Below are 23,411 nucleotides of genomic sequence, written 5' to 3'. Positions count from 1 at the left end.
CCCCTACGCTAATTCAAACGAATCCTTTGTGCGATCTAACCAGCTTTGCAGTTCTGCCTCTAATGATATCAGAAGCTCCGTCGTTGGCCTTTCTTTCAACACCACAGGATTAAGCTGATACGGGTCCTTCTCATGCTCATAAAATAAGCGCTGCACTTCTGCGCCGGGCACATAGCCTTTATGGACGACATAGGTATACAGCTTTGTGCGGATTCCCCGCCAGCCGTATTTCCTATTATCTATACCAGCGGAGGCGAATTGCTCAATCGCGTCCTTTCTCCCTGGGAAGGCGCAAATAAAGGCAGACGAATTTTCGGTATGGCTCGTTCCGAGAAGAGTACCGGACAGATCGAGCCCTTCTACCGAGGAAGGAACTGGAACACCGGCAAGCCCGAGTAAGGTAGGCATAATATCCACACTATTAAAAAGCACGTCCGTGCTGCCCGGCCCAATGGTGCCTTGCCAGTTCATCAAACAAGGAATCGCAATGGATTCCTCGTGCCAGGAGTGCTTCGCCATGAGGCCGTGTGAACCCATAAGTTCACCATGATCCGACGAGAGCACAAGCAGTGTGTTCTCGGCAAGCCCGAGTTCCTGAACCTCCTGCCAAATCCGGCCGAATTGTTCGTCCATGCCGGACACCGCAGCGAAATAATCCCGGGTATACCGAAGCAGCGCCTCATCCCCGCTCTCAAAAGGTTCTCCCGTATGTGCGGCAAGCTGCTCCGAGCTCACATTCGGACGTAAGTTCAGCTCACGACCGTTGTAGAGTTCCTTGTAGCGTTCCGGTACAAGCTCAAAGGGACTGTGAGGCGGATTCCAAGAGACGAATAAGGCAAATGGCTCCGTTTGTTCGTTCGATTTTGCCCGGATAAAGTCTAGTGCCACATCGGTCTCATGCTCCAAAGACCATTGATCAACTTGGATCATCTCCGGCGTGTCTCTCCAATAATGCGGCTTCAGATGATGATCATACGCACCGTAGGAATACCAGAAATCAAAGCCGTGCCGTTTCAATCCTGGCGGTGTGAACGCATCCCACTCGCGTGCGCCAGACTCAGGTTCCGGGCACCCATTCTGCTCAGGTAAATCTAGATGCCATTTGCCAATATATCCCGTTTGATACCCTGCTGCTTTCAGTGCGTCCCCGATACATACCTCTTCGGGACTTAGCATGACGTCTGCCCCGTTCTTGCAGTTCGTATAGACCCCCGTCGATTGCGGATACTTGCCTGTCATGAGGGCTGCCCGGTGCGGCGAGCATAGTGGTGTACAAGAGAGCGCATGGTTAAACACCAGGCTCTCCTGCGCAAATTTGTCGATGTTCGGTGTGATAACTGGATCTTCGCCAGTAAACCCAACAGCTTGCTTTCGCCATTGATCAGCAAAAATATAAATCACATTTGGTTTCATCATCGACTCACCCTTTAACCGCTCCTGCGGATATCCCTTCGACGAAATGGTCTTGGGCCATAAAGTAAATCAGAATAGTTGGAATAATGGCGCAAACGGCTGCTGCCATTAACGGGCCGTACTCCGTCGCATGCTCCGATTGGAAATGCTGCATGCCGAGCTGGAGTGTAAACAATTTATCCGAATTCAAGTAGATTAACGGACCAAGGAAATCGTTCCACGCATGCATGAATGTAAAAATCGTCAGACTGGCAATCGCCGGCCGAATCAACGGTAGGATAACCCGCGAATAGATCCCGAACTCACTAAGGCCATCAATTCTTGCAGCTTCCGAGAGTTCTTCCGGAATGGACATGAAAAACTGTCTGAATAAAAACACGCCGAATGGACTAAAAGCACCTAGAAGAATCAAAGCCCAATGCGAATCGATTAACCCGATTTTCTTCATTAACATGAACTGCGGAATCATCATGACCTGATAGGGTACCATCATCGTCGCCACATAGAGGAAGAACAGTTTATCCCGTTCAGGAAATTTCACTTTGGCAAACGCGTACGCCGCCGTGGAACATGTAATAATTTGCAGCAATGTCGTAAGCACAGCAATTTTGATCGTATTCAAGTAATAGGTGAAGAAAGGAAGCTGTGTCCATACCTTGCTGTAATTCGACCAGTAGAAGTGACTCGGTATCCACTGAATCGGGAAGCTGAAGATTTCCGCCTCGGACTTGACGGATGCTGAAAGCATCCAGAGGAAAGGAACAACCATGGACATAGCAACGACTGTGACGATGACATATAACACCGTTTTTTTGACTACTGCGCCAAACTGAGGACGCCTCGGCAGCTTCATGGTGACCTGGCTTGATTCTATTTGCATACTCATGCTGGCTTCTCCTTTCTCTAACCCGATAAGCTCGTTAGGAATAGTTCACCCAACGTTTTTGTCCTCTAAATTGAATCAAGGTAATAATGAGAATGATCGTGAATAACACATAAGCCATCGCAGACGCATAGCCATATTCAAAACGTTGGAAGGCCGTATAGTAAATGTCATAAACCAGCATGTGCGTAGAGCGACCTGGCCCTCCTTTGGTCAAGACGAACACCAAGTCGAATACTTTGAACGAATTGATGATCCCCATAATCACGGTAAAGAAAATGACAGGCGACAGCATGGGCAGCGTAATATTGCGGAATTGCGAGACTTTGCCAGCCCCATCAATTTCAGCTGCTTCATACAGATCCTTCGGAATCCCCTGCAAGCCAGCTAGATATAGAACCATGTAGTAACCGATGGAATGCCAGATGCTGACGATGATCACGGAAATAAGTGCCCAGTGCGTCGAAGCCAACCACATGGGCGGATTATCGATGCCTAGGCTTCTGAGCAACCCGTTGATCGGCCCCATTGTTGGGTTATATAGCAGCTGCCATACGACGGCTACGGCGATTGTTGCGGTAATGTGCGGCAGGAAAACTGCCGTTCGGAATATTTTAACGCCTCTCAAACCTTTATTGAGGGCGACTGCTGCCAAAATTGCAAGGATCAGTGTCACAGGTACGGAGACAGCTGTCATAATTAAACTGTTGAGCAAAGAAATCCGGAACGTTTCATCCTGCCATAAGTGCGTATAATTCGATAATCCGGCAAATTTAATTTCGCCAAACCCATTCCACTCTGTAAAGCTCATAAGGAAAGAAGCACACACCGGCAAGCAAATGAAAATTAAAAATCCAAGTATATTGGGAAGCAAAAATGTATACCCTGTCAACCGACTACGTCGTAATGCTTTGCTTGAAACCTTCATCTTCCTCACCCCTATTGAAGCAATCGAGCCCCACCTTCATTCGGCGAAGCCCGACTGTTTCTGTTCTATTCCTTATTACTTACCTGATTTGTAATCCTTGGCATACTTATCTGCCCATTCAGAAGCAACACGCTGACCGATCTTTTGAATCGCCTGATCGACAGTTTGAGCGCCTGTCAACGCCATTTCGCCTTCTTGCTTGTAGACACTGTTGACCAAAATGTTTTTCACACCAGGCAGCAATGGATATTCAGGATATTCTTTTTGTTCTACGAAATAATGAATGTTTTTCGGCTTTAGACTGCCGTCGCCAATGTACGTCTTGCGAATTTCATCATTGATAAACCCTGTGAGGAAGCCTTTTGCGGCAAATTGTTTCGCGCCCTTCACACCGGTCATGAATTGAACCACTTTGAACGCTTCTTCTTTGTGTTTGGAGTTTTTACTAACCATTAAAGATACCGGTGTCGCCAAGCTTGTGTTAGCAGCTACGCCATCTGGATGCGGAATAGGGACAACATCCCAATCAAAACTAATTTTCTTCTCCGCTTCTGCCTGTCTAAGCTGTGCCACGTGCCAGTCCCCGATCAAGTTCATCGCTACATTTCCTTTTTGGAAAGCGGAATTATAATGAGCGGACGTTGTAATTTGCTCTGCCCAGCCCATAATTGAACCGTCTTTCTCCATGTCCATACGGAATTGAAGCCCCTTCTTAAATACGGACAAATCTTTATCGATGATTGAAGCGCCCGTTTGAACGCCTTGCATATACCACGTTTGTGCCCACGGGTGTACGAATGCCCCGTAAATTTTCGAAGCGCCATCGCCCTTTGTCATTTTCTTCGCCAGTTCACGGAAATCGTTCCATGTCATATCCGCTTTCGGATAAGCAACGCCAGCTTGGTCGAACAATGTTTTGTTGTAGAACAGCATCCAGTTGGATTTCCGATAAGGAAGTCCGTATACTTTATCGTTCACTTTTAACGCATCGTACAACGGGCCATAGCCGGAGACATCTACGTTTGCTTTTTTGACATAATCATCTAACGGCTCTAAAATACCCGTATCTAAGAATACGTCCATCGTCCCGCCGAATAAATCCATATCTTCACCGGAGGACAGCTGCATACGAAGCTTTTCGTAGTATTGTGCTTGTGGAATTGTATCAAATTGCACTTGAATATTCGGGTTCTCTTTGCTAAATTCAGCATACGCGGTTTTAAACGTTTCCAAATCGTCCGGAAGTACGGTTGCTTTCAAATTGACTTGCGCTGCTTTGGCATCTGGAGAAGTTGTACTTTTATCTCCCGTTGTTGTCCCAGTGGAGCCGCATCCTGCCAGCAATCCCATCAGCAATGTGCCAGTCACACCAAGCTTCAAACTTTTTTTCATTGGACACTCACCCTTTTTTTGTTATGATTTGTTTGCGCTTTCTTAATTTGAATTATACGGAGATACCAAGGAGTCTGACAGATGAATGTTTTATTCCCCCTTTTGGCGGATGAGAAGGAAGTGATCCCATGCTGTTCGTTACGCTAGTCCTGCTTATTTTCACCATATTGTTCACGTATAAAAAGCTAAATCATGCCTCAACCCGCTTCATGTACGGCATCATCATCGGCTGGGTGCTTTCTTTCGTAGCCTTCACGTTATACTTAAGTAAATTCAATTACTACTACAATGTCATTAACGGCTTTTTTGATTTCAGTCCTGGCACATGGAACTATTTGGTTTTAACCAAATTCAATCCAAACTGGCTCATTCGTATGTTAAACGTCGGCGTAGGTCTCTTCTACTGCTCGCTGCTTGGCTTTGCCATTGCCTTCACCCGCAGTCTCAGTCTTTCGAAGCTGCGACTCGCTTATGGCGGCATCGCTTTCTTTTTTATCATCGAGACAGCCTATTATGATCCCGCTTTTCATATCACACTAAGCAATTGGATCAACAGCCTGCAGGTCTTGAACACAATTGAAATTGCCTTAATGAGCTTTCGCTTTCTCATTCTTTTTGTTGCTTTTGGCGTGCTCATCAACTATTATTTGAATTATCCGAAAATTAGGTTTATCAAAAATTTGACGCTGTATCATGTGCTGCTCTTTATTCCACTCGTCGTGATCCATCTCTTTATTTTCTCATGGGCCCCGAAAGTATTGGTCAAAGAAACGTATTTGAAAGGATACTTCAACTACCTGCAGCCTCCGCTTGGCTATCAGTCGATCTTGCTTCCTGTGTTTCCATTTGCCATTTATTTAACCTTAATACTTATGATTTACTTGGTTTACAAATTTAATTCGATTGAGAATTATCGCAAAAATCGCGATATTCAAATTAATAAAAGCATTGATACGGCAACTCTCGGAACGCGGGCATTTACCCATGCGCTCAAGAATCATTTGATCGGCATTCAGTCCGAAGCTGCTTATCTCAAAGAACGCCATCAAGCGGACAGCGAATCCCTATATAGTCTTGACCTCATCTTACACTCATCGCAGTCGGCACTTACTAGTATTAACGATGCCGCCGATAAATTAAAACACATGAGCCTGAATCTCCAACCGATGTCTATCGATCTTCCCGTAGAGCAAGCCATTGCTCGGTTAAGCGAACAAGCCATCGGCTGTCAAATAGACTATTCACCTGGCACGGTACCCGCTAATTGCTATATTGATTCGGGCCATCTGACTGAAACCATCTATAACCTGCTCCTCAATGCCAGTGAATCCTTGCAGTTTCGGGATGACGGCCGCATCGTGGTCGAACGGAGTCAGCAGAATGGCTGGGCACTTATCCGGATTTCTGATAACGGCCCTGGCGTTCCCGAAGAGCATCTGGAGGCGATTTTCGATCCTTTTTTCACGACGAAGGCTTCGGTTAACAACTGGGGAATTGGCTTGTCCTACTGTCATAAAATCATTATAGGCCACGATGGCAAGATTGTCGTAGAAAGCAAGAAAGACTTCGGAACGACTTTTACCGTGTTCCTGCCGATTATCTAAAAGAATGGACAGCTGACGAAAGGGGACCCTGCCTAATGACCCAACAACCAATTCGAATTCTCATCGCTGATGACATGGAAGCCCACCTTAGAAGGCTGGAAAGAACATTCGCCAAACAGGATGATTTTGCCTGCGTAGCACGAGCTTCATCGGGTCACGATGCGGTTATACAAGCAGCGCTGCATCAACCGGATGTGATTCTCATGGATATCGAGATGGAATCCCAGTTTGCAGGCATTCAAGCGGCGAAATTAATTAACGAGAAGTACCCGCTAATGAAAATCATCGTGCTCACCGTACACAAGGATGAAAACTTTATTTTCGCAGCCTTCCAGACGGGAATCACCGACTATTTGCTTAAAAACGCTGCTGACGCCGAAATCATGGAAGCTGTGCGATCTGCCTACATGAACGTATCACCGATCCGCCCCATGATCGCCGAGAAGATTCGCGAAGAATTTGCACGTGTGAAGCGAGCTGAAAGCTCCCTGCTGAATATTATTCAAATCATTTCGGAGCTTACGCCCAGTGAATTGCAGGTTCTGAGGCTGCTATGCGAAGGTAAGAAACGGAAGCAAATTGCCGAGGAGCGCTGCGTCGAGTATGAAACGATCAAGAAGCAAATCAACTCCATTCTAAAGAAGTTTCAAATGCCTGATTCGGTAACTGTTATCCAAACGATTAACGATTTGCGCATTTTTGAGGTTATGAAGAAGCTATGAGAAAAAAAACCCCTCCAAGTGACGTCCAGAGAAAACCTTATGCTATCCTAAGGTTATTTCTGGGCGTTTGCTTGAAGGGGATCTTATCCATGTTTCCTCTCCTTATGTACTTTGCCTTATGATGAGTGCAGGAGATAAAACCGTCTGTTTCTTCACCTTTTCTTTCTGAATCAATTTAGATAGAATCATTATCGCCTCTTGGCCGAGCTGGTCGCTATGCTGTGACACCGTCGTCAACTCTGGATTCATCGCTGAGGCCAGCTGGGTGTCGTCGAAGCCCGCAATTGCCATGTCCTCCGGAATTCTCATACCGTGTGATATCGCCGTTTTCATCGCTCCAATCGCCACATAATCATTGATGCATAAGTAAGCTGTTGGCCGCTCAGAAAGGGCGATGCATTGTTCCATCAACTTACGACCGCATGACATAGAGAAGTCCCCCAGACGTACCCATTCTTTGCGGTAGGTGAGATTATTCGCCGCTAAAACCTGTCGATAAGCTTGAAGTTTTTCAAGCGTTGTTGTGGTTTCGGCAGTTCCGCCCAAAAAACCAATTCGGCGATGACCGCGATCAATCAAATGCTGCATAATGAGTTGCGTCCCTGCAAATTCGTCCGTCTTCACACGATGACATGGATTTCCCGGCAGCGTGCCATTAATGAGCACAATCGGGATTTTCTTCTGAATATTCTCTAATTCCTGTACGAGAGCATCAGAGCAATCACGTGAATTTATGCGTCCACCCATAAAGAGGAGTCCTTCTACTTGCCTTTCACACAGTAGCGTTAAATATTCCGATTCTCTACGGCTATTGCTAAATGTGTTGCATAGAAACAACGTATATCCTAGCTTTTGCGCAGCTTTCTCTGCCCCTCCAAACACCTCAGGGAAAAACATATTGCTGCTATCAGGAAACAATACACCAATCATGCCTGTTTTCTTATTCACTAAACTACGGGCTAAGGCATTTGGTTGAAACTTGTGTTTTTCAATAATGGCGATAATCTTCTGCCTAGTAGAGGCTCGTACAGGTGCTGTATCATTGAGAACTCGGGAAACCGTAGCAACAGAAACGTTCGCTTCCCTAGCAATATCATAAACTGTAATGGTTTCCAGGAGCTCACTCTCCGTTACGTCGAAATGAAAAGCGAAAGATCGAAGGCCTGTTCTCAACAGACCTTCGATATGTGCATGCCGTTATTTCGAACTTTCTACCAACTTCTTGAATTCATCTAGTTGTTTTTGAACCTCCGCCATCACTTTATCAAAGCCGGCAGCTTTCAAACTCGCTCTGAAATCCTCTACCGCTTTCACAGGGTCACCCGCTTTACCATACATAATGGCAGGTCCTTTGGATCCAACTACTTGTGTAATCGCTGTCAATTCATTGTTCACGTTCGTTTTGTCGAATACAAATCGGCCGTAGGGATACGCTTTCTTGATCTTGTCATAAGAAGCGTATAATTTGTCTTTTCCAACCCAGTCTTCCCCATTAGGAATTTCGTTCTTATCGATACGGCCACCCCAGAAATCGGAGTAGAAATCATCTCTTTGAACATTGTAACCATCCGGACGGAATCGTTTGCCGTCTTTCACGACATATTGTACGCCTTCAAGACCATAGTTCATCAAATGATAGATTTCAGGGTCTTGACGAATAAGCTCATAGACCATCAACGCGCGTTCTGGATGCTTACTTTTTGCGCCGAGAGACGTGCCGCCATGTGTAATTGACATCGAAACTAGATTGTTCTTAGGCGCTGAGAACGGGAAGAACTGCAGATCTGAACCTGGTTGCAACTTATCCATTTTGATGCGCTCGCCGAGATAAGTTTGTGTATGATGTTGGTCTACCGAGGCTTTGCCAGCTTCCATCTCAGCACGATTATCCCCTTTATAGTTCAGGACATCCTCACGCCAGAAGCCTTTATCTCCCCAGTCCTTCATCATTTTAGCAAAATCAACGAACGTACTATCTAGAAATGGACTATACGCTTTATATTTATCCGTATACGATTTGCCGTAGATTAATGAGAATAACCCTGTACTGATTGGGAGCTCGATCGCATCTGTGTAGGAATTGATGTACCCGCCAATATTTCCTGCTGAAGTACCGTTGGTATCCCAAGGAACAACACCTGGCTTCTTATCCTTGACACCTTGCAAGTATTTGCCTAATGTAGCCCAATCAGTGATCGGTGAGGTGATGCCGAATTCCTTAGCCCAATCCCCGCGATACATGAAACCGTGATTCACCCATTGTGTATAGTGATCTTCAGGGATCAACATGATCTGATTTTTGTATTTCGTCTCGGCCCAATCCTCAGTCGGCACTTCTTTCCATGTGATCGGTGCGTATGTTGGCAGCAGCTTATCCAGCGCCATGAAAGCACCTTTTTGCGAATTTTGCCACGTATCTAACCAATCCGTTGCACCCGTAATTAAATCAACAGGCTCACCCGAAGCTAGTAATAAATTGTACTTTGTTTGCCAATCTGCCCATTCTACCCATTTGATTTCCAATTTCGCATTAACCTTTTGCTTCAAAAGGACATTGATTTTATCCATGACTTTCTCGAACTGACCATTCTTCGGTTTGTCACCCAACATGACATAAGAAATGGTTTGAAACTCAGACGTATCGATTTTACCCCCTGCCGCTGTTGCTGGTGCTGATGAATTTGAAGACGTGCTGCTGGATGATGAACATGCCGTCAAACCTACTGCCAGCGTTGCTGCGAGTGCGATACTAATCATTTTCATGTTCTTTACCATGGAATTGCCTCCCCATTTATTGTGGTCTATGCTTGACGTTAGCCTTTAACAGCACCAACGGTGATACCTTGGATAAAATATTTCTGAACCAACGGATAAAACAGGATAACGGGGCCAGTTGCAACAACAGCTGTGGCCATTTTCATCGATTCGAGCGGCATATCCCTAGGCTGTACGTTGGAGGAGACCGATGAATTCTTGATAAAGTCGGCACTTGTAACAACGTTATAGAGAAACAGTTGAAGCGGTCTATATTTCATATCTGGAGAAAGGAAGAGCATGGCATTATACCATTCATTCCAGTAGCCCAATGCAATAAACAATCCAATCGTAGCCAAAGCGGGGGTCGTCATAGGCAGGATTAGTTTCGTAAAGATTTTAAAATCGCCTGCGCCATCCATTTTCGCTGACTCCGTTATGGCATGTGGAATCGAGGTGACGAAGCTTTTCATCATAATGATGAGGAAGGGACTCATGAGTCCGGGCAGCAGCACCGCCAAATAACTATCCTTAAGGTGCAGCCATTGGGTCATAATTAGGTAAAAAGGGACGACTCCCCCTTGAAACAACGTTGTAAAGTAGATGAAGAAGGATATCCGGTTCCGATACGGAAAGTCTGGACGTTGCAAGGAATATCCTGTCATCGCGACGATAAACAGACCAAGGGTTGTTCCCACAATCGTTATCCCCAGTGTCACACTATAGGAGCCAATAATAACGCCGGGGTTCTCAAACACGATTTTATAAGCAAACGTACTGAATTCTTTGGGCCACAGATTATAACCGTGCAGCGTAATTGATTTCTCTGAAGTAAACGAGGTACCTAGTACGAGAAGAAATGGGATTAAACAGCATAGTGCGAATAAACCAATAAAGCAGTAACCGAAAAGTCGTATAGCCACGGACGTTAAATCCGTCCCCCTCTGGCGAGCGATAACATGCTCCACGGGATGTCCCTCCTCAGCTATTCATGATTGAATATGCAAGATTTCTTTTAAAATAAGGTATTCTCAGGCGAAGCCTTCTTAACCAGCCAGTTCGCTGTTATGACAATGAAGAATCCGAAAACAGATTGATATAAACTGACAGCGCTTCCTAAAGAGAAATTAAAGTTGTTCATTAAAGAGCGGAATACGAACGTCTCGATAATATCAGTTGAATCGAAGAGTGCCGTATTATTGGCTCCAACTAAGTTATAGAACAATCCGAAATTCCCACGGAGAATGCCTCCCATTGAGAACAGAAGCAAAATAATGAAAGTCGGCTTAAGCCAAGGCAGAACAATGTAGCGAATACGCTGTAAAGCGTTGGCACCATCAATCTCTGCCGCTTCCACGATCTCGGAGTCTAACCCCATAATGGCAGCGAAATAGACGATCGAGCCGTAGCCGGTAGACTGCCACAAGTAGGTGATCACAATGATGAAAGGCCAAATACTTGGGTTTGAATAGGTTTTAACGGGATCCCAACCAATCGATTTTAGAATGCCGTTCAGCAAACCGAAATCGTAGCTGAGGATGTTATACGCAATGAGGCCAACCAGCACGAATGAGATGAAAAATGGCAGAAACATAAGCGATTGCGTAATTTTCTTAAACCACTTTTTACGGAGCTCATTGAGTAGAATAGCTATGCCGATCTGAAGGGTATTGCCTATTAAAATAAAAGCTAAATTATAGAGAATGGTATTGGTCGTTAGTTTCAACAGCGCACCTGAAGATACTAAAAATTTGAAGTTATCAAATCCAACAAAGGCACTCCCGAAGATACCTGCCGAGTAGTTATAGTTGATAAAAGCGAGATATAGCCCTGGCATCGGGAGATACGACATTAGTAAGAAAAATAGCACAGCAGGAGCACACATGAGCAATAAGGTGCGAAATGACCACAATTTTCGAAACGGTGCTACTCGCTTTCTGACGGCCGGTGAAACAACATCGATTTGCTTCGTTGAGGTGGCAGTTTTCATACGCAAACTCCTTTCAAATTAACTGGCGGAGACGGGTACGAATTGTAATGGCTCTAGTACAGCATCATCGTCGTTCGCTACAGCTTCTAGTAAAATCATAAGTTCATTGCCCTCTTCTTGTTCATGAAACCACGGTCCTGGTAAATAAAAGGAATCATCACTGCCGCCACGGAAGATAGGTCTGTTCGCCCCGCCTGCTGTCCATAATCTGCCCACCAAATGGCCGTTAAAGAATACAGTCAGCTTCATATCTTTGCCTTTGGCATACACACGCCAACCTAATCCTTGATTATCGTCCTTGAGCTCTCCATAAAGCCAAGAGACTGCACCAGACTTCAGCGTGATGCCTCCATCTATAGCTCGACTGGACAACTTTGATGTTTGGGCATGCTGCAGCAAGCCTTGTTCCTGGCAAGCCGATAACGTCCAGCGTGTGGCTGAAATACCCTCATAAAGGGTGATTTGCCCACTTAGCGCGACATAGGTTTTATCCAAAAAGACAGTTAACAATGCGCTTTCTCCCGCTTTAACATGAGGCGTAAGATCCAGATAAGGATTGTTCGGGTTGATTTGACCGAGTGAATGACCATTTACAAAAGCATAGGCATACGTGAAATTGCCCGGCGTATATAGGATCCAGCTATCTGCTTCTTCAGACAGTTTCACTCTCTTACGGTAGCACTGATGTGCCGGCTGTTCCGCAGATAACCATCCACCAATACTTACAATGGGCCACTCCTGATCATCCAAGCTCGTATTTGCGTATTCCTCCTTATCATCCGCTTGCTGCATAAGTTTGAATCGCCAATTTTGGTTCAGATCACGCTGCGAGGTGACCCCTACAATACCTGTCAGTCCTTTCAGACTGTTCAGATGCAGAGCAGGCAGATTAGTGTCATGGAAATTGGTATGCCCCCATATTTCCACACGAGCAGTAAGTTCTGAATCCAGTGAGACGCTGCTAGTAGTCGGTATCCATTGACTTGCTCCACCTGGCGTTACCGTACCTAGATACGTTTCACCCGCATAGAGGGAGACGATATCACATGCCTGCTGGACGATAAAACCCTGATAGTTAGCTGCTGGCGAGTGAGCCAATTGTGCTTTGTACCAAGCAAAACCGCGGTACACACCATTCATTTCCAGATAGCTAGCCGCTTCTCCTAGACTCATCTCGTTATCAGCAAGGGACAGCGCCGGATTCACTTGACTTGCCTTCCAAGTGATATCAACTACTTGGCTTTCTTGTGATGCCGTCCGTGGTGTGCCAAAGCTCAGATTGCCTACCTCATCTATGCCTTCAAAAAGCAAAGCGCTTGCACGGCTTATACCGATGATTTCGATAAGATTATCATCAGTGAGTTGAACCTTAGCTCTCTTTTCTATTTCAGTACCTTGAAAGATTAGGATAGCTTGATCATCGGTTTCTTGATGACCCTGCATGGTACCGACTTCCATTTGTAAAGCAGCGTCCGAAGAGAACCTGATTTCGCCTACTCCATCGGTATGAAACACGAACAATGTCCGATCTGATAACTGCTTTACTTGCAAGAGCTCGGCGGTTGCATAATCCAGGAATCCATTCACAGGTATGCCCCATGTCTGTAAGGGAACCTGAAGTGGCAATATCGGGCAATGTCCCGCAACAGCAGTGAGCGTAGTATGAGTCGGAACTTGTTCCCTTCCATTTTCGATATAAACGCATTCATCATGATCATGAACATTCACTAGGAATACGAGCTCTCCGCCTTGTTTTAATGCCAGTCGAAAGGGACCAGTCGCGCTGGAAACAGGTGTTGCTTCCGCCAAAGTGCTTCCATACGTTTGGATAACGTTATGCAGCAATCTCCCTTCATACGCTTCTTCCCGAATATGTCCCTCTGGCGTTATCATGCCATGGAAATCGTAGTCAGATGTGAGGAAGGCAACAGGATCTCCCCAGTTATTCGCTGCATTCGTGAAACCAAAATTCGTCCCTGAAGCTTGCAAATAAGGACCGAGCAGCTTTGCTCCCGCTGATAACAATCTTCGCAGCAAGAAGTGTGAACGATTCGTTTCCGTGACAAGTAATGGATAACCACGCCGTTCTAATTCTCCTCTGTAGCAAAGAACCTTCTCCTCAAAGGCAGGATCCCGGTCATTCGGATAAAAGTTACAAGTCGGCACGACGCCTTCAGCAAATCCTGTTGCCTCAAGCAAACCTCCTTGACCTGCACAGGCGATCAATGGAACGCCTATTCCATGCTCCATAGCCATCTCTCTCAATGCAGCTATATAGCCTTGGGGATCTGAGCAAGGATAGTAGTCGAGCTCGTTTTCCAGTTGAACCGCGATGACAGAGCCTCCCTTTCCTTCCTCATACGACTGAATGATCGGCAGGATCTGACCATACCATCTGGCCACATGCTGCAAGTAAGACGGATCATTGTCTCGCAATCGCATGTTCTCCTTGACGAATAAGTAGGCCGGTAAAGCACCACCATCCCACTCGGAGCAAATATAAGGGCCTGGTCTCGCAATCACCCATACTCCCGTTTCGGATGCTTCCTGCAGAAAATGCGCCACATCTTTCTCACCCGTAAAATCCCACACGCCCTCCTCGATCTCATGGTGATTCCAAGGAAAATAAACATCGATGGCATTGTAGCCGAATGCTTTTACCTGCTGCAATCTCTCTTTCCATAGTCCACGAGGAAGACGAAAGTAAAATAGGGAAGCGCACAGAATGATTTTCGATTCTCCTTGTATACGCAGCGCCTCAGGTGATAATTGAACGTTTGCTTCTTTACTTGTCGATAATTGCAAGTCTTTTCCTCCTTTATCTACATGCACATGTCTATGTATGAAACCCATTTCATTCACTAGGAAGGTGTAACTGTTGTCTCATTGATATTAGTATATGATTTATTGGATGCGCTTACATTGAACGAAACATTAAAATATATAACAAAACTTAGACATTTACAGATGACGAGCATAACAAAAAACCGTGAATCCTACTCGAATTCACGGCATCTTTCCTTCCATATTTCACAGATTTCTTATACAAACCACAGAATTATCTTCTCATTTGGAATCAGAGCTATCACTTTTCTTATTTCTCGCTTCTAAATTCTCTGACTGTTTTCCCTTCAAGCTCTTTAAACACTTTGCAAAAATAAGAAGCTTCTTGAAATCCTGTTTTTTCTGCGACTTCATATACCTTCAGTGAGGGATCCCTCAGCAGATGCTTGGCCTTGTGAATCCGACATCGATTCATATACTCCACAATGCGCATGCCTGTCTCACTTTTAAATAAATTTGATAAATAGTTGCCACTAAGATGGAGTACCTCCGCCAGTTGGGCTAGCGTAATATCTTCCGTACAATGCTCTTCTATATAGGAAATAGCTGCTTGAATTTCCTTTCGGATCTTTGTTTTCTCCCAGGTACGAGGCTCTAAGATACCACGTTGCAACTCCAATAGAAGGTGTTTCATTTTAACTAGCGCTGGAAGCTCCTCGCTGTCTTGAATGATTTGTTTCATGATGTGTTCCATGTTATCCGAGAACTGGCTTCGCTCGAGACCTATCGTTTTCATTAGTATGGCAACTTCTGTCAGGTGACCTCTTAATTCAGAAAGTGAGGGCTTCCTTTGCTGCAGATATTGGAATAAAAGTTCAATTTGAGCCTCAGCTTCTGTCAATTGACCACTTTTCAGTGCAACAGCAAGCGGTTGTATCGAAAAATTACTTTGAATAGATACCCTATCCTGCACACTTTTTGCTGAATACGCATAGATTTGTCCCGATCCTTCATATACCTTTTGCTCAAGAGCGCTCTCAGCCTGTCGGTATACCATCGACCACTCCTTTAAACCATATCCGACTGCACTAACGCCAACTGTCAAAGTGCCGTTCTCCTTGCTACTACGGTTAACCGCAAATGAAGCCTGACGTAATGCTTCCTCGATGCATGCTCGCTCACTCTTTTCATGAGTAAAAGACGTCATGACCACGGTCCTTTGATTCGTCATCGGAATCGCCATGGAGATAAGATCATGCTCCACTTCGATAGATGGCAGATTGGCTGAGTGATTGTAATAACCGTCGAATAGCATCGCGACAATGGGATCACCGCCAAAAGGGAACTGGACGGCAATCGCATGATCTTCCATTTCCTTGACTGTCTTTATCTCATTAAGCAAAAGTTTACGACCTAACAGACACCGCATCTCTTGCAAGTTCGCTTCCCGAATACTGCCCTGTTTCTGGAATTCATGATCCGCATCAATTTTGACCTTCATCAGCTCTAAAATTTGTTGAAGATTTTCTGGCTGGAGATCATGTTTTAATAAATAGTCCTCCGCCCCTAGCTTCAATGCCTCCTTGACGAATCGGAAATCATCGTACGAGCTTAGCGCCACAATTTTGATTGACGCGTTCTTACGTTTTACCTGTTGGATCAATTCAATTCCGTTCATCTCTGGCATCGATATATCGGTGATAATCAGATCGACATGCTGATGCTGCATTAAATCAAGTGCGTGCACGCCATTCAGTGCTTCGCATACGATTTGAAAACCATAATCCTCCCAGCGTAGAATAGATGTAATCGCATATCGATATATCGCATTATCTTCAACGATCATAGCGTTCAACATGCTCGTTCCTCCTTTGACGATACTTGCGGTGCGGAATCCGAACGATTGCTTTCGTTCCCACGCCGAGAACACTTTCGTAGCTCAGTCCGTAATTTTGCCCATAATAGAGCTGAATTCGTTCATTTACATTGTGAATACCTATACTCGTTACACCTGGAACAGATTCTTTTCTGGTCACAGTAATCAATAAATTAGCAGCTTGTTCCTCGGTCATCCCCGTCCCATTGTCCTCAATCGTAAGGAGAAGCTGGTTGTCCACCATACTCGCGGCAACACGAATGCGTCCATTGCCTTTGGACATTTCGATTCCGTGAAGGATCGCATTTTCAACCAGCGGCTGCAAAATAAAATAGGGCACCTCGCTATCGAGCCATTGCTCCTCCACTTCGTAATCCACCTGAAAAGCCTCTCCATACCCGATCTTTTGTATATAAATATAATTCTTTAATTGGCTAATTTCTTGCTCCAGACTATGGAACTCACCAACACGACGAACAGAGGACTTAAGCAAATCGATCACCGAAGTGACCATGCGTTCAATTTCTAATTGTTGATTCATGCGGGCATACCATTTCACTGTACCTAGCGTGTTATATAAAAAATGAGGATTAATCTGGCTCATCAGAACGGTAAACTCTGCTTGCTGTTTAGCAATCTGTTCTTTATACACCGTGTTAATTAGCTCATTAATCCGTGCAAGCATAAAATTAAAGCGCACCGATAATATACCGATTTCATCTTTACCTAACGGGACAATCCTCACGTCAAAATTGCCATCCTCAACCCTTCGCATTGTCTGTTCCAAAATTTTGATATTGCGTGTCGACGATTTGGACAGCTGTACAGCAACCCCGGTAGAGATAAGAACTGCGACAAAAGATACGAGCACGATAACTAAGATCAAAACACGTGTATCCGATAGCAAGATCGACATCGGAATAAAGCATAAAACTCGCCAGCCCAATGTCGGGGTTCGCTCTTGTACGAATAAATGCTTGCCCGTTCCGGCGTTCTCGACTGTTGCCATCGATGAATCCTGTTCACCCAGTACGTAGTCTGCACTTTTTAGGATTAATTTGTCTGTACCCGAATCACCGCCACCTGCCAGCAATTCATTAAATGGATTCAATATGGCAACATTGTTAGATGTAATGAGCGAGCTTCCACGTCCAAGAGAAAGGAAATAGTCGGAATCGATACTGAACACAATGGTTCCTAAGTTACGGTCAATTTGACTCAGATCTACAAAATCTCTGACAAGCAGCACTTCATTTCTCTTCCTCAAAGATGGAGACCAGCCCATATCCAGTCCATGCTGTGTTAAATACGCCGCACCACTTCGTGTCAGCTGCGCAATATCATCCTGATTTAGTGTATGATCCAATCCCTTCTTATTCTCCCACCAATAGACCTGCCCCTTGGCTGTTTGAATCATAATGGCATTCAGGTAGGGATTGCCATTGCCATATTGAGCTAATAGGAACTCCATGCGACTGCGATATGCGGGATAATTAGCCGCAGTGACCTGTTCCTCTTGCTCCGCTACAATTTGACGGATGTTGCTGTCACTTAGTACATAAACAGAAGAGGTGAATATCTCCTTCGCTCGGTTTTCAATATTATCGGAAACCTGATGAATGACCTGCATCGATAAATCTCTCGTATTGGACTCGATAAAAGTGGTAGAAGCATAGATCGCAACTCCGCCTATTGCCGTTGAAATAAACAAAATGAGAATCATATTAGACAGAAATATTTTGGTCCGGAAGCGAAAATCTTTTATTCGATCTGTTAGATTCCACCGAGTAGCTGCCATGTGTCAACGCTCCTCATCGACTGTCATTGATTGGTTTACGAATCCGATCGAAGGCTTGATCAAGTTCCTTGATACACAGGTTAACATTATGATTAGGGTCCAGAACGAATTTCGTAAGGGCATTAATGAACACCTTCTGCAGATCTTGGTTCAAGAAATCAGTAGGTAAACGGGACCAATCATAGGTTTTTCCCGTTTGAATATACGTATCGTTCAATTCGACATAGGTCGGATCGAAATCATTGGGTAAACCCTTAATAACAGAAAGCGCCTTTTTATTCGTCTGAAAAATGGTTCCTACTTCTTTCGAAGCAAACAGTTCTAATACTTGCAGTGCCGCTTCTTTATTAGGTGATTTGGCATTGATGACAATTCCCCCGGTCGATTTCAAACCGAACTTCGCATCATCTGGGTCATTCGAATAAGGAAATGCGAACAAACCAAGATTACTGGCTGGATTTTTGGATTTCACACCATCTACCGTCCACGTGCCATTAATAATCATCCCCGCTTTCCCCTGTGCTAGCAGCAACTGCGCCTGAATCCAGTCCGTCTCAAATGGTTCTGCGTTGACATAGGTTAACCGTTCGCCAAACCGTTTGAGAATATCCTTAAAATGAATCCCGTCTTCCGCAAAAGACGTTCGGCCTGCTTCGATATCTGCCATCCAGTTGCGCGCAGCCGCATGCTGATTGGCAAGTAAATCCGCCGCTATATCCCAAAGAATCGTCCAGCTATCCTTGTAGCCAGCAGCAATGGGCACAATGCCAACCTTCCGCAAAGCTGCACAGTCTTCTATAAATTGAGCCCATGTCGTTGGCGGATGCTGAATTCCTGCCTTGGCAAAAGCATCTTTATTGTAAATAACACCTGCGCCGTTGACATCAATCGGCAGCGCCCAAATCTGACCATCGGCTGATTTCACTCCGCTCAAGAATCGCTCATCGATTTGCGATAGAAACGGCTGATGGGTAAGATCCAAGGCATAACCAGTACGAATTAAGTCCTGCGCGCTTTCCAAGTTATCGATCATATACATATCCGGCATATTGTTAGAAATAGCTCGCGTTCGCAGCAAGCTCATATAATTCCCTCCATCCACACCTGTAAGTGTAAACGTATAAGAGGGATGCTTCTTCGTAAATAACTGTGTCCCCAATTCCAGCCATTTGCGAGCGCCTTCCTCATCAAAATGATGAATCCAGACCAGCGTCTGTTGTTTGGGCTGGCTAATCGGAACAACGAGTGTAGACTGCTTCTGACAAGCTGTAAATAACAGAGACATCGCAACACTGATCACCATTAAACGAAGCTTCATTCACTCCACCCATTCTATGATAACGTTTACAATTAGTATAGCGAACTGAGCGCATAAAAAAAACAAGCATTTGTAATCTCCCGCTGCGGCGGATGTTGCGAGCATGAAAAAACGAGTATTGATAAAGGCTGTCCCTACATCGAGGTCATCTTCGTAAAGAACATAAAAAGCCCTACGATCTTATCTCGTAAGGCTAATATTGGTTACTACTCTTGTTCACTTCACTAAACCAGCCCTATTCATCTTAATTGATAATTCCTTTCTTCGTAATTTCGACCTGAATCTTAGGAACAAAAAGTACTTTCTGGTAATTACTCCCCCAGTCTTCCTTCTGTTTCTTCCAAATTTCAGGATAGAACGCCCTGAGTTTTCTGCCGATACCCAACCCATCACAGTGGGCTATTTGCATTTTGTTTATCGTTTCGTTAATCAAACGATTCATCTCTTCAGAAAGGATTTGATTTAATTGAACAACCGTTTCTTTATCCGCTATGTGATTTTTCGGATATTCTACGATACTCACCTTCCATTTTAAATCCAACATGACCGTAATTTGATCACCTGACTGAATCCGTATCTTCATCTTTCGCTTTGTCTTATTTACATTAAATGTAATAAAATCATAACCATCATGGTGACTGTTACTAATTTTTTGGGTGAATCTCACCACTTTTCCTCTATCGCCTTTCAACAATAAGAACATGGTAGATTCTGCGGTGTTCAGTACCCCTGTAAATTGACGATTATGAAACATGGCGATTTGTCCCGCGTCTACTCGTTTCCCTTTTTCCAGAAGGTATGGAAGAACAAAGTCTTCTCCAGAGTCCATTATCACAGGGTAAATCGTTTCTACGGTCACTTTCGGAACGTTTGTTGTCATTTCTTTGCTCTTTATTAATTCATCAATTTCTTCCGCGATTAAGACATTACCTACTTTCTCAAGGGATAGTAGGTCTGTCGCCCGCCCTTTTGTCACTCCGATCCTCGCATTCAAAGCGCTCTTGGGGTCGCGGTAAATCGTATCGAGGATCGGATAAATATCTTGCTTGGCTTGCTCCTCTCCAATGAGAATAATCCGATTTCTGTAAGCTCGAAGAAAACGGGATATTTTATCATCTGCTTTATCGCGGGCTTCCATTGTCGTATTGCCGATCGAATAAATAATATCGTTTTTAGGACTTTGTTGTTCGCTGGCAGGCATTTCCCGTATAACCAAGGTGGATAGCAGCTTTCCATTCGGCGCGACATCGAACCCAGCTCCATAAAGTAAACGTGCATTCTTTAAGAGATCTTGATCCCAACACCCGGTCATCAAGATGAGGATACAAATAACAGTGATTGTAGAGAGGCTCCTTCTCACCCTGATTTCACTCTCCTTGTTCTAATCAGATAGGATAAGATCAGCAGGATCAGAGGAAGCCCCATCACTAGTGTATAATGAAAAATCTTAAACATTCGATCAAAAAGTGCGGTAATTGATGGATCTTGAGCAATCATAGCCAGGATAAAAACAAGGAGAACGGCATAGGGGACTGCCTTTTTATGTTCACCCCGGTGAAAGAGACGACCTAATCCCGTTGTTGCCATATATATCCAAGATACAATCGCAGTGCTGACCACAAAAACCCATAAAGATAAAAAGATTAAATCAATTCGTTGAATGAGCTGGAAAGAGAATCCTTTCAACATATAGAGAAGAGGCTCCGAGATCGCGGGCATAACCGACGGGCTGAAAATGACTAAACTAGTGAACACCTCGAATGCGTAAAAAAGAGTAATTACCAAACTCCCTAAAGATGCTGCCTTTAATTTTCCACTGCTTTTCCCTTCTACAAAAGGATAAATCACTATTATCACTTCATACCCAGATAAAGGAAATAACCCCTCATTTGCAGCTTCGAATATTTTACCCCATCCTGCTTCCGTAATAGGAAATATATAATCAAGGCTCATATTAAAATAACATATCAACGAGAGTAGCAGCATAACAAGGATCGATAACGAAGAAATGACAAATAGTCTAGCTATCACGCGCAGATTTTCCTTTACCAAATACATACAGGTGAGAAGGGTCAGCATCAATAATGCCCATCTTGGCGTACTTAGGAGAACCCATTTTCCTATGACATCGGCAAATATAGTTAAGACAAATCCCGCCGAAAACAGAAAATAGCCAATATAAATAAGGCCTAGCAGATTCCCAATAAGTTTACCGACGATTTTCGGTAAGAAGCTGAATAGGGTATCGGAGGGAAACCTTCTGCAAAGAGCCCATAGAATCAATATAATCACTTGTACGATGAGCCCAGCGATTAAGGTTGAAATCCATCCGCCTCCCTTCGCTATAGCTTGCATTTTATGGGGAAGAGATAAAACGCCTACCCCCACCTGAGACTGGATGACAAAAAACATGAACTGTCCCTGAGTAATTCTACTCTTTTCCGGAATCATCATGTTCCCACTCCCTTGCATTTTTTACCTGATTTAACTTTTGGGGATGCGCGTCATGAGGGCGCTGATACATGCTCCAGATTGGAAACCGTGTTAATGCATCCTTCAAATCTCTGATTCGCAGCGGCGTTACAGGTGCAAAATAGGCCGTACCAAAACTTTCTAATTTACATAAGTGGATTAAGAGGAAAAGAAGGCCAAACGTAATGCCGATCAATCCGAACATTGCTGCCAGAATCATGAGAGGAAAGCCCAGTATGCGAGTCGCCGTACTAATTTCACTAGACGGGGCTACAAATGACGAAATAGCCGTCAAGGCGACAACGATTACCATGGGATAGGAAACCAAACCGGCCCGTACGACAGATTCACCGATGACCAAACCGCCAACAATACTTACGGTTTGACCGACTCGGCTTGGTAAACGAATCCCTGCTTCACGAAGTACTTCTAAGGCGATCTGCATAATTAGAGCCTCCACTATGGGTGGAAATGGTATCTTGTCAATACTGCTTTTTACGGTATAAATCAAATTGGTTGGAAGAATTTCAGGATGGAAGCCAATAATCGCAATATATAGTGCAGGTACTATCGATGCAATGAAAAAGCTCCCCAATCGAATCAAACGAATAAACGATCCGACAATCCATCTGCTGTGATAATCATCCGGACTTTGATAAAAGGCAAAGAAAGTTACTGGCAAAATAAGTGCGGTCGGATCTCCATCCGATAAAATAACAACACGGCCTTCCATGAGATGGGCTACAGTCCGATCAGGTCTTTCCGTAAATAAGATTTGTGGAAAGAGAGAAAATGAGTTATCTTCAATCCATTCGGAAATGAATCCAGGTAAGATAACGGTGTCCATAGCAATGGAACCGAGTCTTTGATCCACTTCTTGGACCAACTCCGGATTCGCTAGATCCTGCATATAAAGAAGAGCCACTTTAGTACTGGTTGCACTTCCAACCGTGTAATAACGAACGACCAGGTTCGGATTTTCAATGCGTTTTCGAACCAAATAAAGATTCGTGATGAGGTTCTCTATGAAGCCATCATGTGCTCCGCGAACGACACTTTCGTTTACTGGTTCAGACATATTTCGTTTATAAACTGCTTTTACATTGACACAAAAAAATTCTACGCTATCTTCAAAAACCAATATACAATTCCCTTGAACTAGGGCATCCAAAGCCTCATTCAGATCCGTTTTCTTCGCAACCTCCATGGAAGTGATGAGTTCATCCAAGGTTCCTTCTTTTATTTCTTCTATCGGCTTAATGATTTCTTTTTGAATTCTCTGCTGGTCAGATAGTGATTCCAAAAAGACAATAAGCCCTTCTAATTGATTTAGCCTAATATTCCGCGACTTCAAATCACTCGAATGAAACAACTGATTCTGAATGTAGGCCATATTTTCTTGCAAAGATGGGTAAACTTTCATTTCTGAAAGTGGCCTTTTTTCTTCACTGTTTTTCGAAACATATTTTCTAAAACG

At 44.4% G+C, this 23,411-nt stretch carries 17 protein-coding genes; 2 read left to right on the top strand and 15 right to left on the bottom strand.

Annotated elements, in window-relative coordinates:
- Positions 1-3: 3 nt before the first annotated feature.
- From A8709_RS10145 to A8709_RS10130, 4 genes are all read right to left on the bottom strand, one after another.
- On the bottom strand, positions 4-1,413 hold the full coding sequence (locus A8709_RS10145) for a sulfatase family protein (RefSeq protein ID WP_065852236.1): 1,410 nt from the start codon (positions 1,411-1,413) through the stop codon (positions 4-6).
- Positions 1,414-1,420: 7 nt separating this feature from the next.
- Positions 1,421-2,299: a carbohydrate ABC transporter permease gene (locus A8709_RS10140; RefSeq protein ID WP_084224799.1), complete on the bottom strand. Its 879-nt coding sequence runs from the start codon at positions 2,297-2,299 to the stop codon at positions 1,421-1,423.
- Between the two features lie 34 nt (positions 2,300-2,333).
- Positions 2,334-3,224, bottom strand: a complete 891-nt coding sequence (locus tag A8709_RS10135) for a carbohydrate ABC transporter permease (protein ID WP_065852235.1) — start codon at positions 3,222-3,224, stop codon at positions 2,334-2,336.
- Positions 3,225-3,299: 75 nt separating this feature from the next.
- The gene (locus A8709_RS10130) at positions 3,300-4,616 is read right to left on the bottom strand and encodes an ABC transporter substrate-binding protein (protein WP_244163149.1); all 1,317 of its coding nucleotides are present in this window, start codon (positions 4,614-4,616) and stop codon (positions 3,300-3,302) included.
- Between the two features lie 128 nt (positions 4,617-4,744).
- Between A8709_RS10130 and A8709_RS10125 the strand changes: the two genes are divergently transcribed.
- Together A8709_RS10125 and A8709_RS10120 are read left to right on the top strand one after the other, a co-directional pair.
- Positions 4,745-6,220: a sensor histidine kinase gene (locus A8709_RS10125; protein WP_065852234.1), complete on the top strand. Its 1,476-nt coding sequence runs from the start codon at positions 4,745-4,747 to the stop codon at positions 6,218-6,220.
- 35 nt (positions 6,221-6,255) lie between these two features.
- On the top strand, positions 6,256-6,942 hold the full coding sequence (locus A8709_RS10120; protein WP_065852233.1) for a response regulator transcription factor: 687 nt from the start codon (positions 6,256-6,258) through the stop codon (positions 6,940-6,942).
- 102 nt (positions 6,943-7,044) lie between these two features.
- On the opposite strand, the gene A8709_RS10115 is transcribed toward A8709_RS10120, so the two are convergent.
- From A8709_RS10115 to A8709_RS10065, 11 genes are all read right to left on the bottom strand, one after another.
- Positions 7,045-8,115, bottom strand: a complete 1,071-nt coding sequence (locus A8709_RS10115) for a LacI family DNA-binding transcriptional regulator (protein ID WP_341833419.1) — start codon at positions 8,113-8,115, stop codon at positions 7,045-7,047.
- A 24-nt stretch (positions 8,116-8,139) separates the two neighbouring features.
- A complete protein-coding gene (locus A8709_RS10110) occupies positions 8,140-9,717 on the bottom strand; it encodes an ABC transporter substrate-binding protein (protein ID WP_065852232.1) in 1,578 nt (525 codons plus the stop codon).
- Between the two features lie 38 nt (positions 9,718-9,755).
- On the bottom strand, positions 9,756-10,652 hold the full coding sequence (locus A8709_RS10105) for a carbohydrate ABC transporter permease (protein WP_084224866.1): 897 nt from the start codon (positions 10,650-10,652) through the stop codon (positions 9,756-9,758).
- 59 nt (positions 10,653-10,711) lie between these two features.
- On the bottom strand, positions 10,712-11,686 hold the full coding sequence (locus tag A8709_RS10100) for an ABC transporter permease (protein WP_065852230.1): 975 nt from the start codon (positions 11,684-11,686) through the stop codon (positions 10,712-10,714).
- 18 nt (positions 11,687-11,704) lie between these two features.
- The gene (locus A8709_RS10095; RefSeq protein WP_167357045.1) at positions 11,705-14,491 is read right to left on the bottom strand and encodes a beta-galactosidase; all 2,787 of its coding nucleotides are present in this window, start codon (positions 14,489-14,491) and stop codon (positions 11,705-11,707) included.
- Between the two features lie 289 nt (positions 14,492-14,780).
- A complete protein-coding gene (locus A8709_RS10090) occupies positions 14,781-16,328 on the bottom strand; it encodes a response regulator (protein ID WP_065852228.1) in 1,548 nt (515 codons plus the stop codon).
- Positions 16,306-18,144 (bottom strand): sensor histidine kinase, encoded by a 1,839-nt coding sequence (locus tag A8709_RS10085; RefSeq protein WP_065852227.1) that lies wholly within the window; start codon positions 18,142-18,144, stop codon positions 16,306-16,308. The genes A8709_RS10090 and A8709_RS10085 overlap by 23 nt, the downstream gene beginning before the upstream one ends.
- A gap of 13 nt (positions 18,145-18,157) precedes the next feature.
- The gene (locus A8709_RS10080; RefSeq protein WP_065852226.1) at positions 18,158-19,462 is read right to left on the bottom strand and encodes an ABC transporter substrate-binding protein; all 1,305 of its coding nucleotides are present in this window, start codon (positions 19,460-19,462) and stop codon (positions 18,158-18,160) included.
- A gap of 244 nt (positions 19,463-19,706) precedes the next feature.
- Positions 19,707-20,822 carry a Ger(x)C family spore germination protein gene (locus A8709_RS10075; protein WP_065852225.1) on the bottom strand — a complete coding sequence of 372 codons (1,116 nt, stop codon included), beginning with the start codon at positions 20,820-20,822 and terminating at the stop codon, positions 19,707-19,709.
- Positions 20,819-21,916: a GerAB/ArcD/ProY family transporter gene (locus A8709_RS10070; protein ID WP_244163148.1), complete on the bottom strand. Its 1,098-nt coding sequence runs from the start codon at positions 21,914-21,916 to the stop codon at positions 20,819-20,821. The genes A8709_RS10075 and A8709_RS10070 overlap by 4 nt, the downstream gene beginning before the upstream one ends.
- Positions 21,894-23,357, bottom strand: a complete 1,464-nt coding sequence (locus A8709_RS10065; RefSeq protein ID WP_244163147.1) for a spore germination protein — start codon at positions 23,355-23,357, stop codon at positions 21,894-21,896. The genes A8709_RS10070 and A8709_RS10065 overlap by 23 nt, the downstream gene beginning before the upstream one ends.
- Positions 23,358-23,411 lie beyond the last annotated feature (54 nt).

Source organism: Paenibacillus pectinilyticus, from assembly GCF_001700435.1.
In the GTDB taxonomy this organism is placed as follows: Bacteria; Bacillota; Bacilli; order Paenibacillales; family NBRC-103111; genus Paenibacillus_E; species Paenibacillus_E pectinilyticus.
The sequence above is the reverse complement of the archived record's forward strand: the minus strand, read 5'-3'. Positions and strand labels throughout refer to the sequence as shown.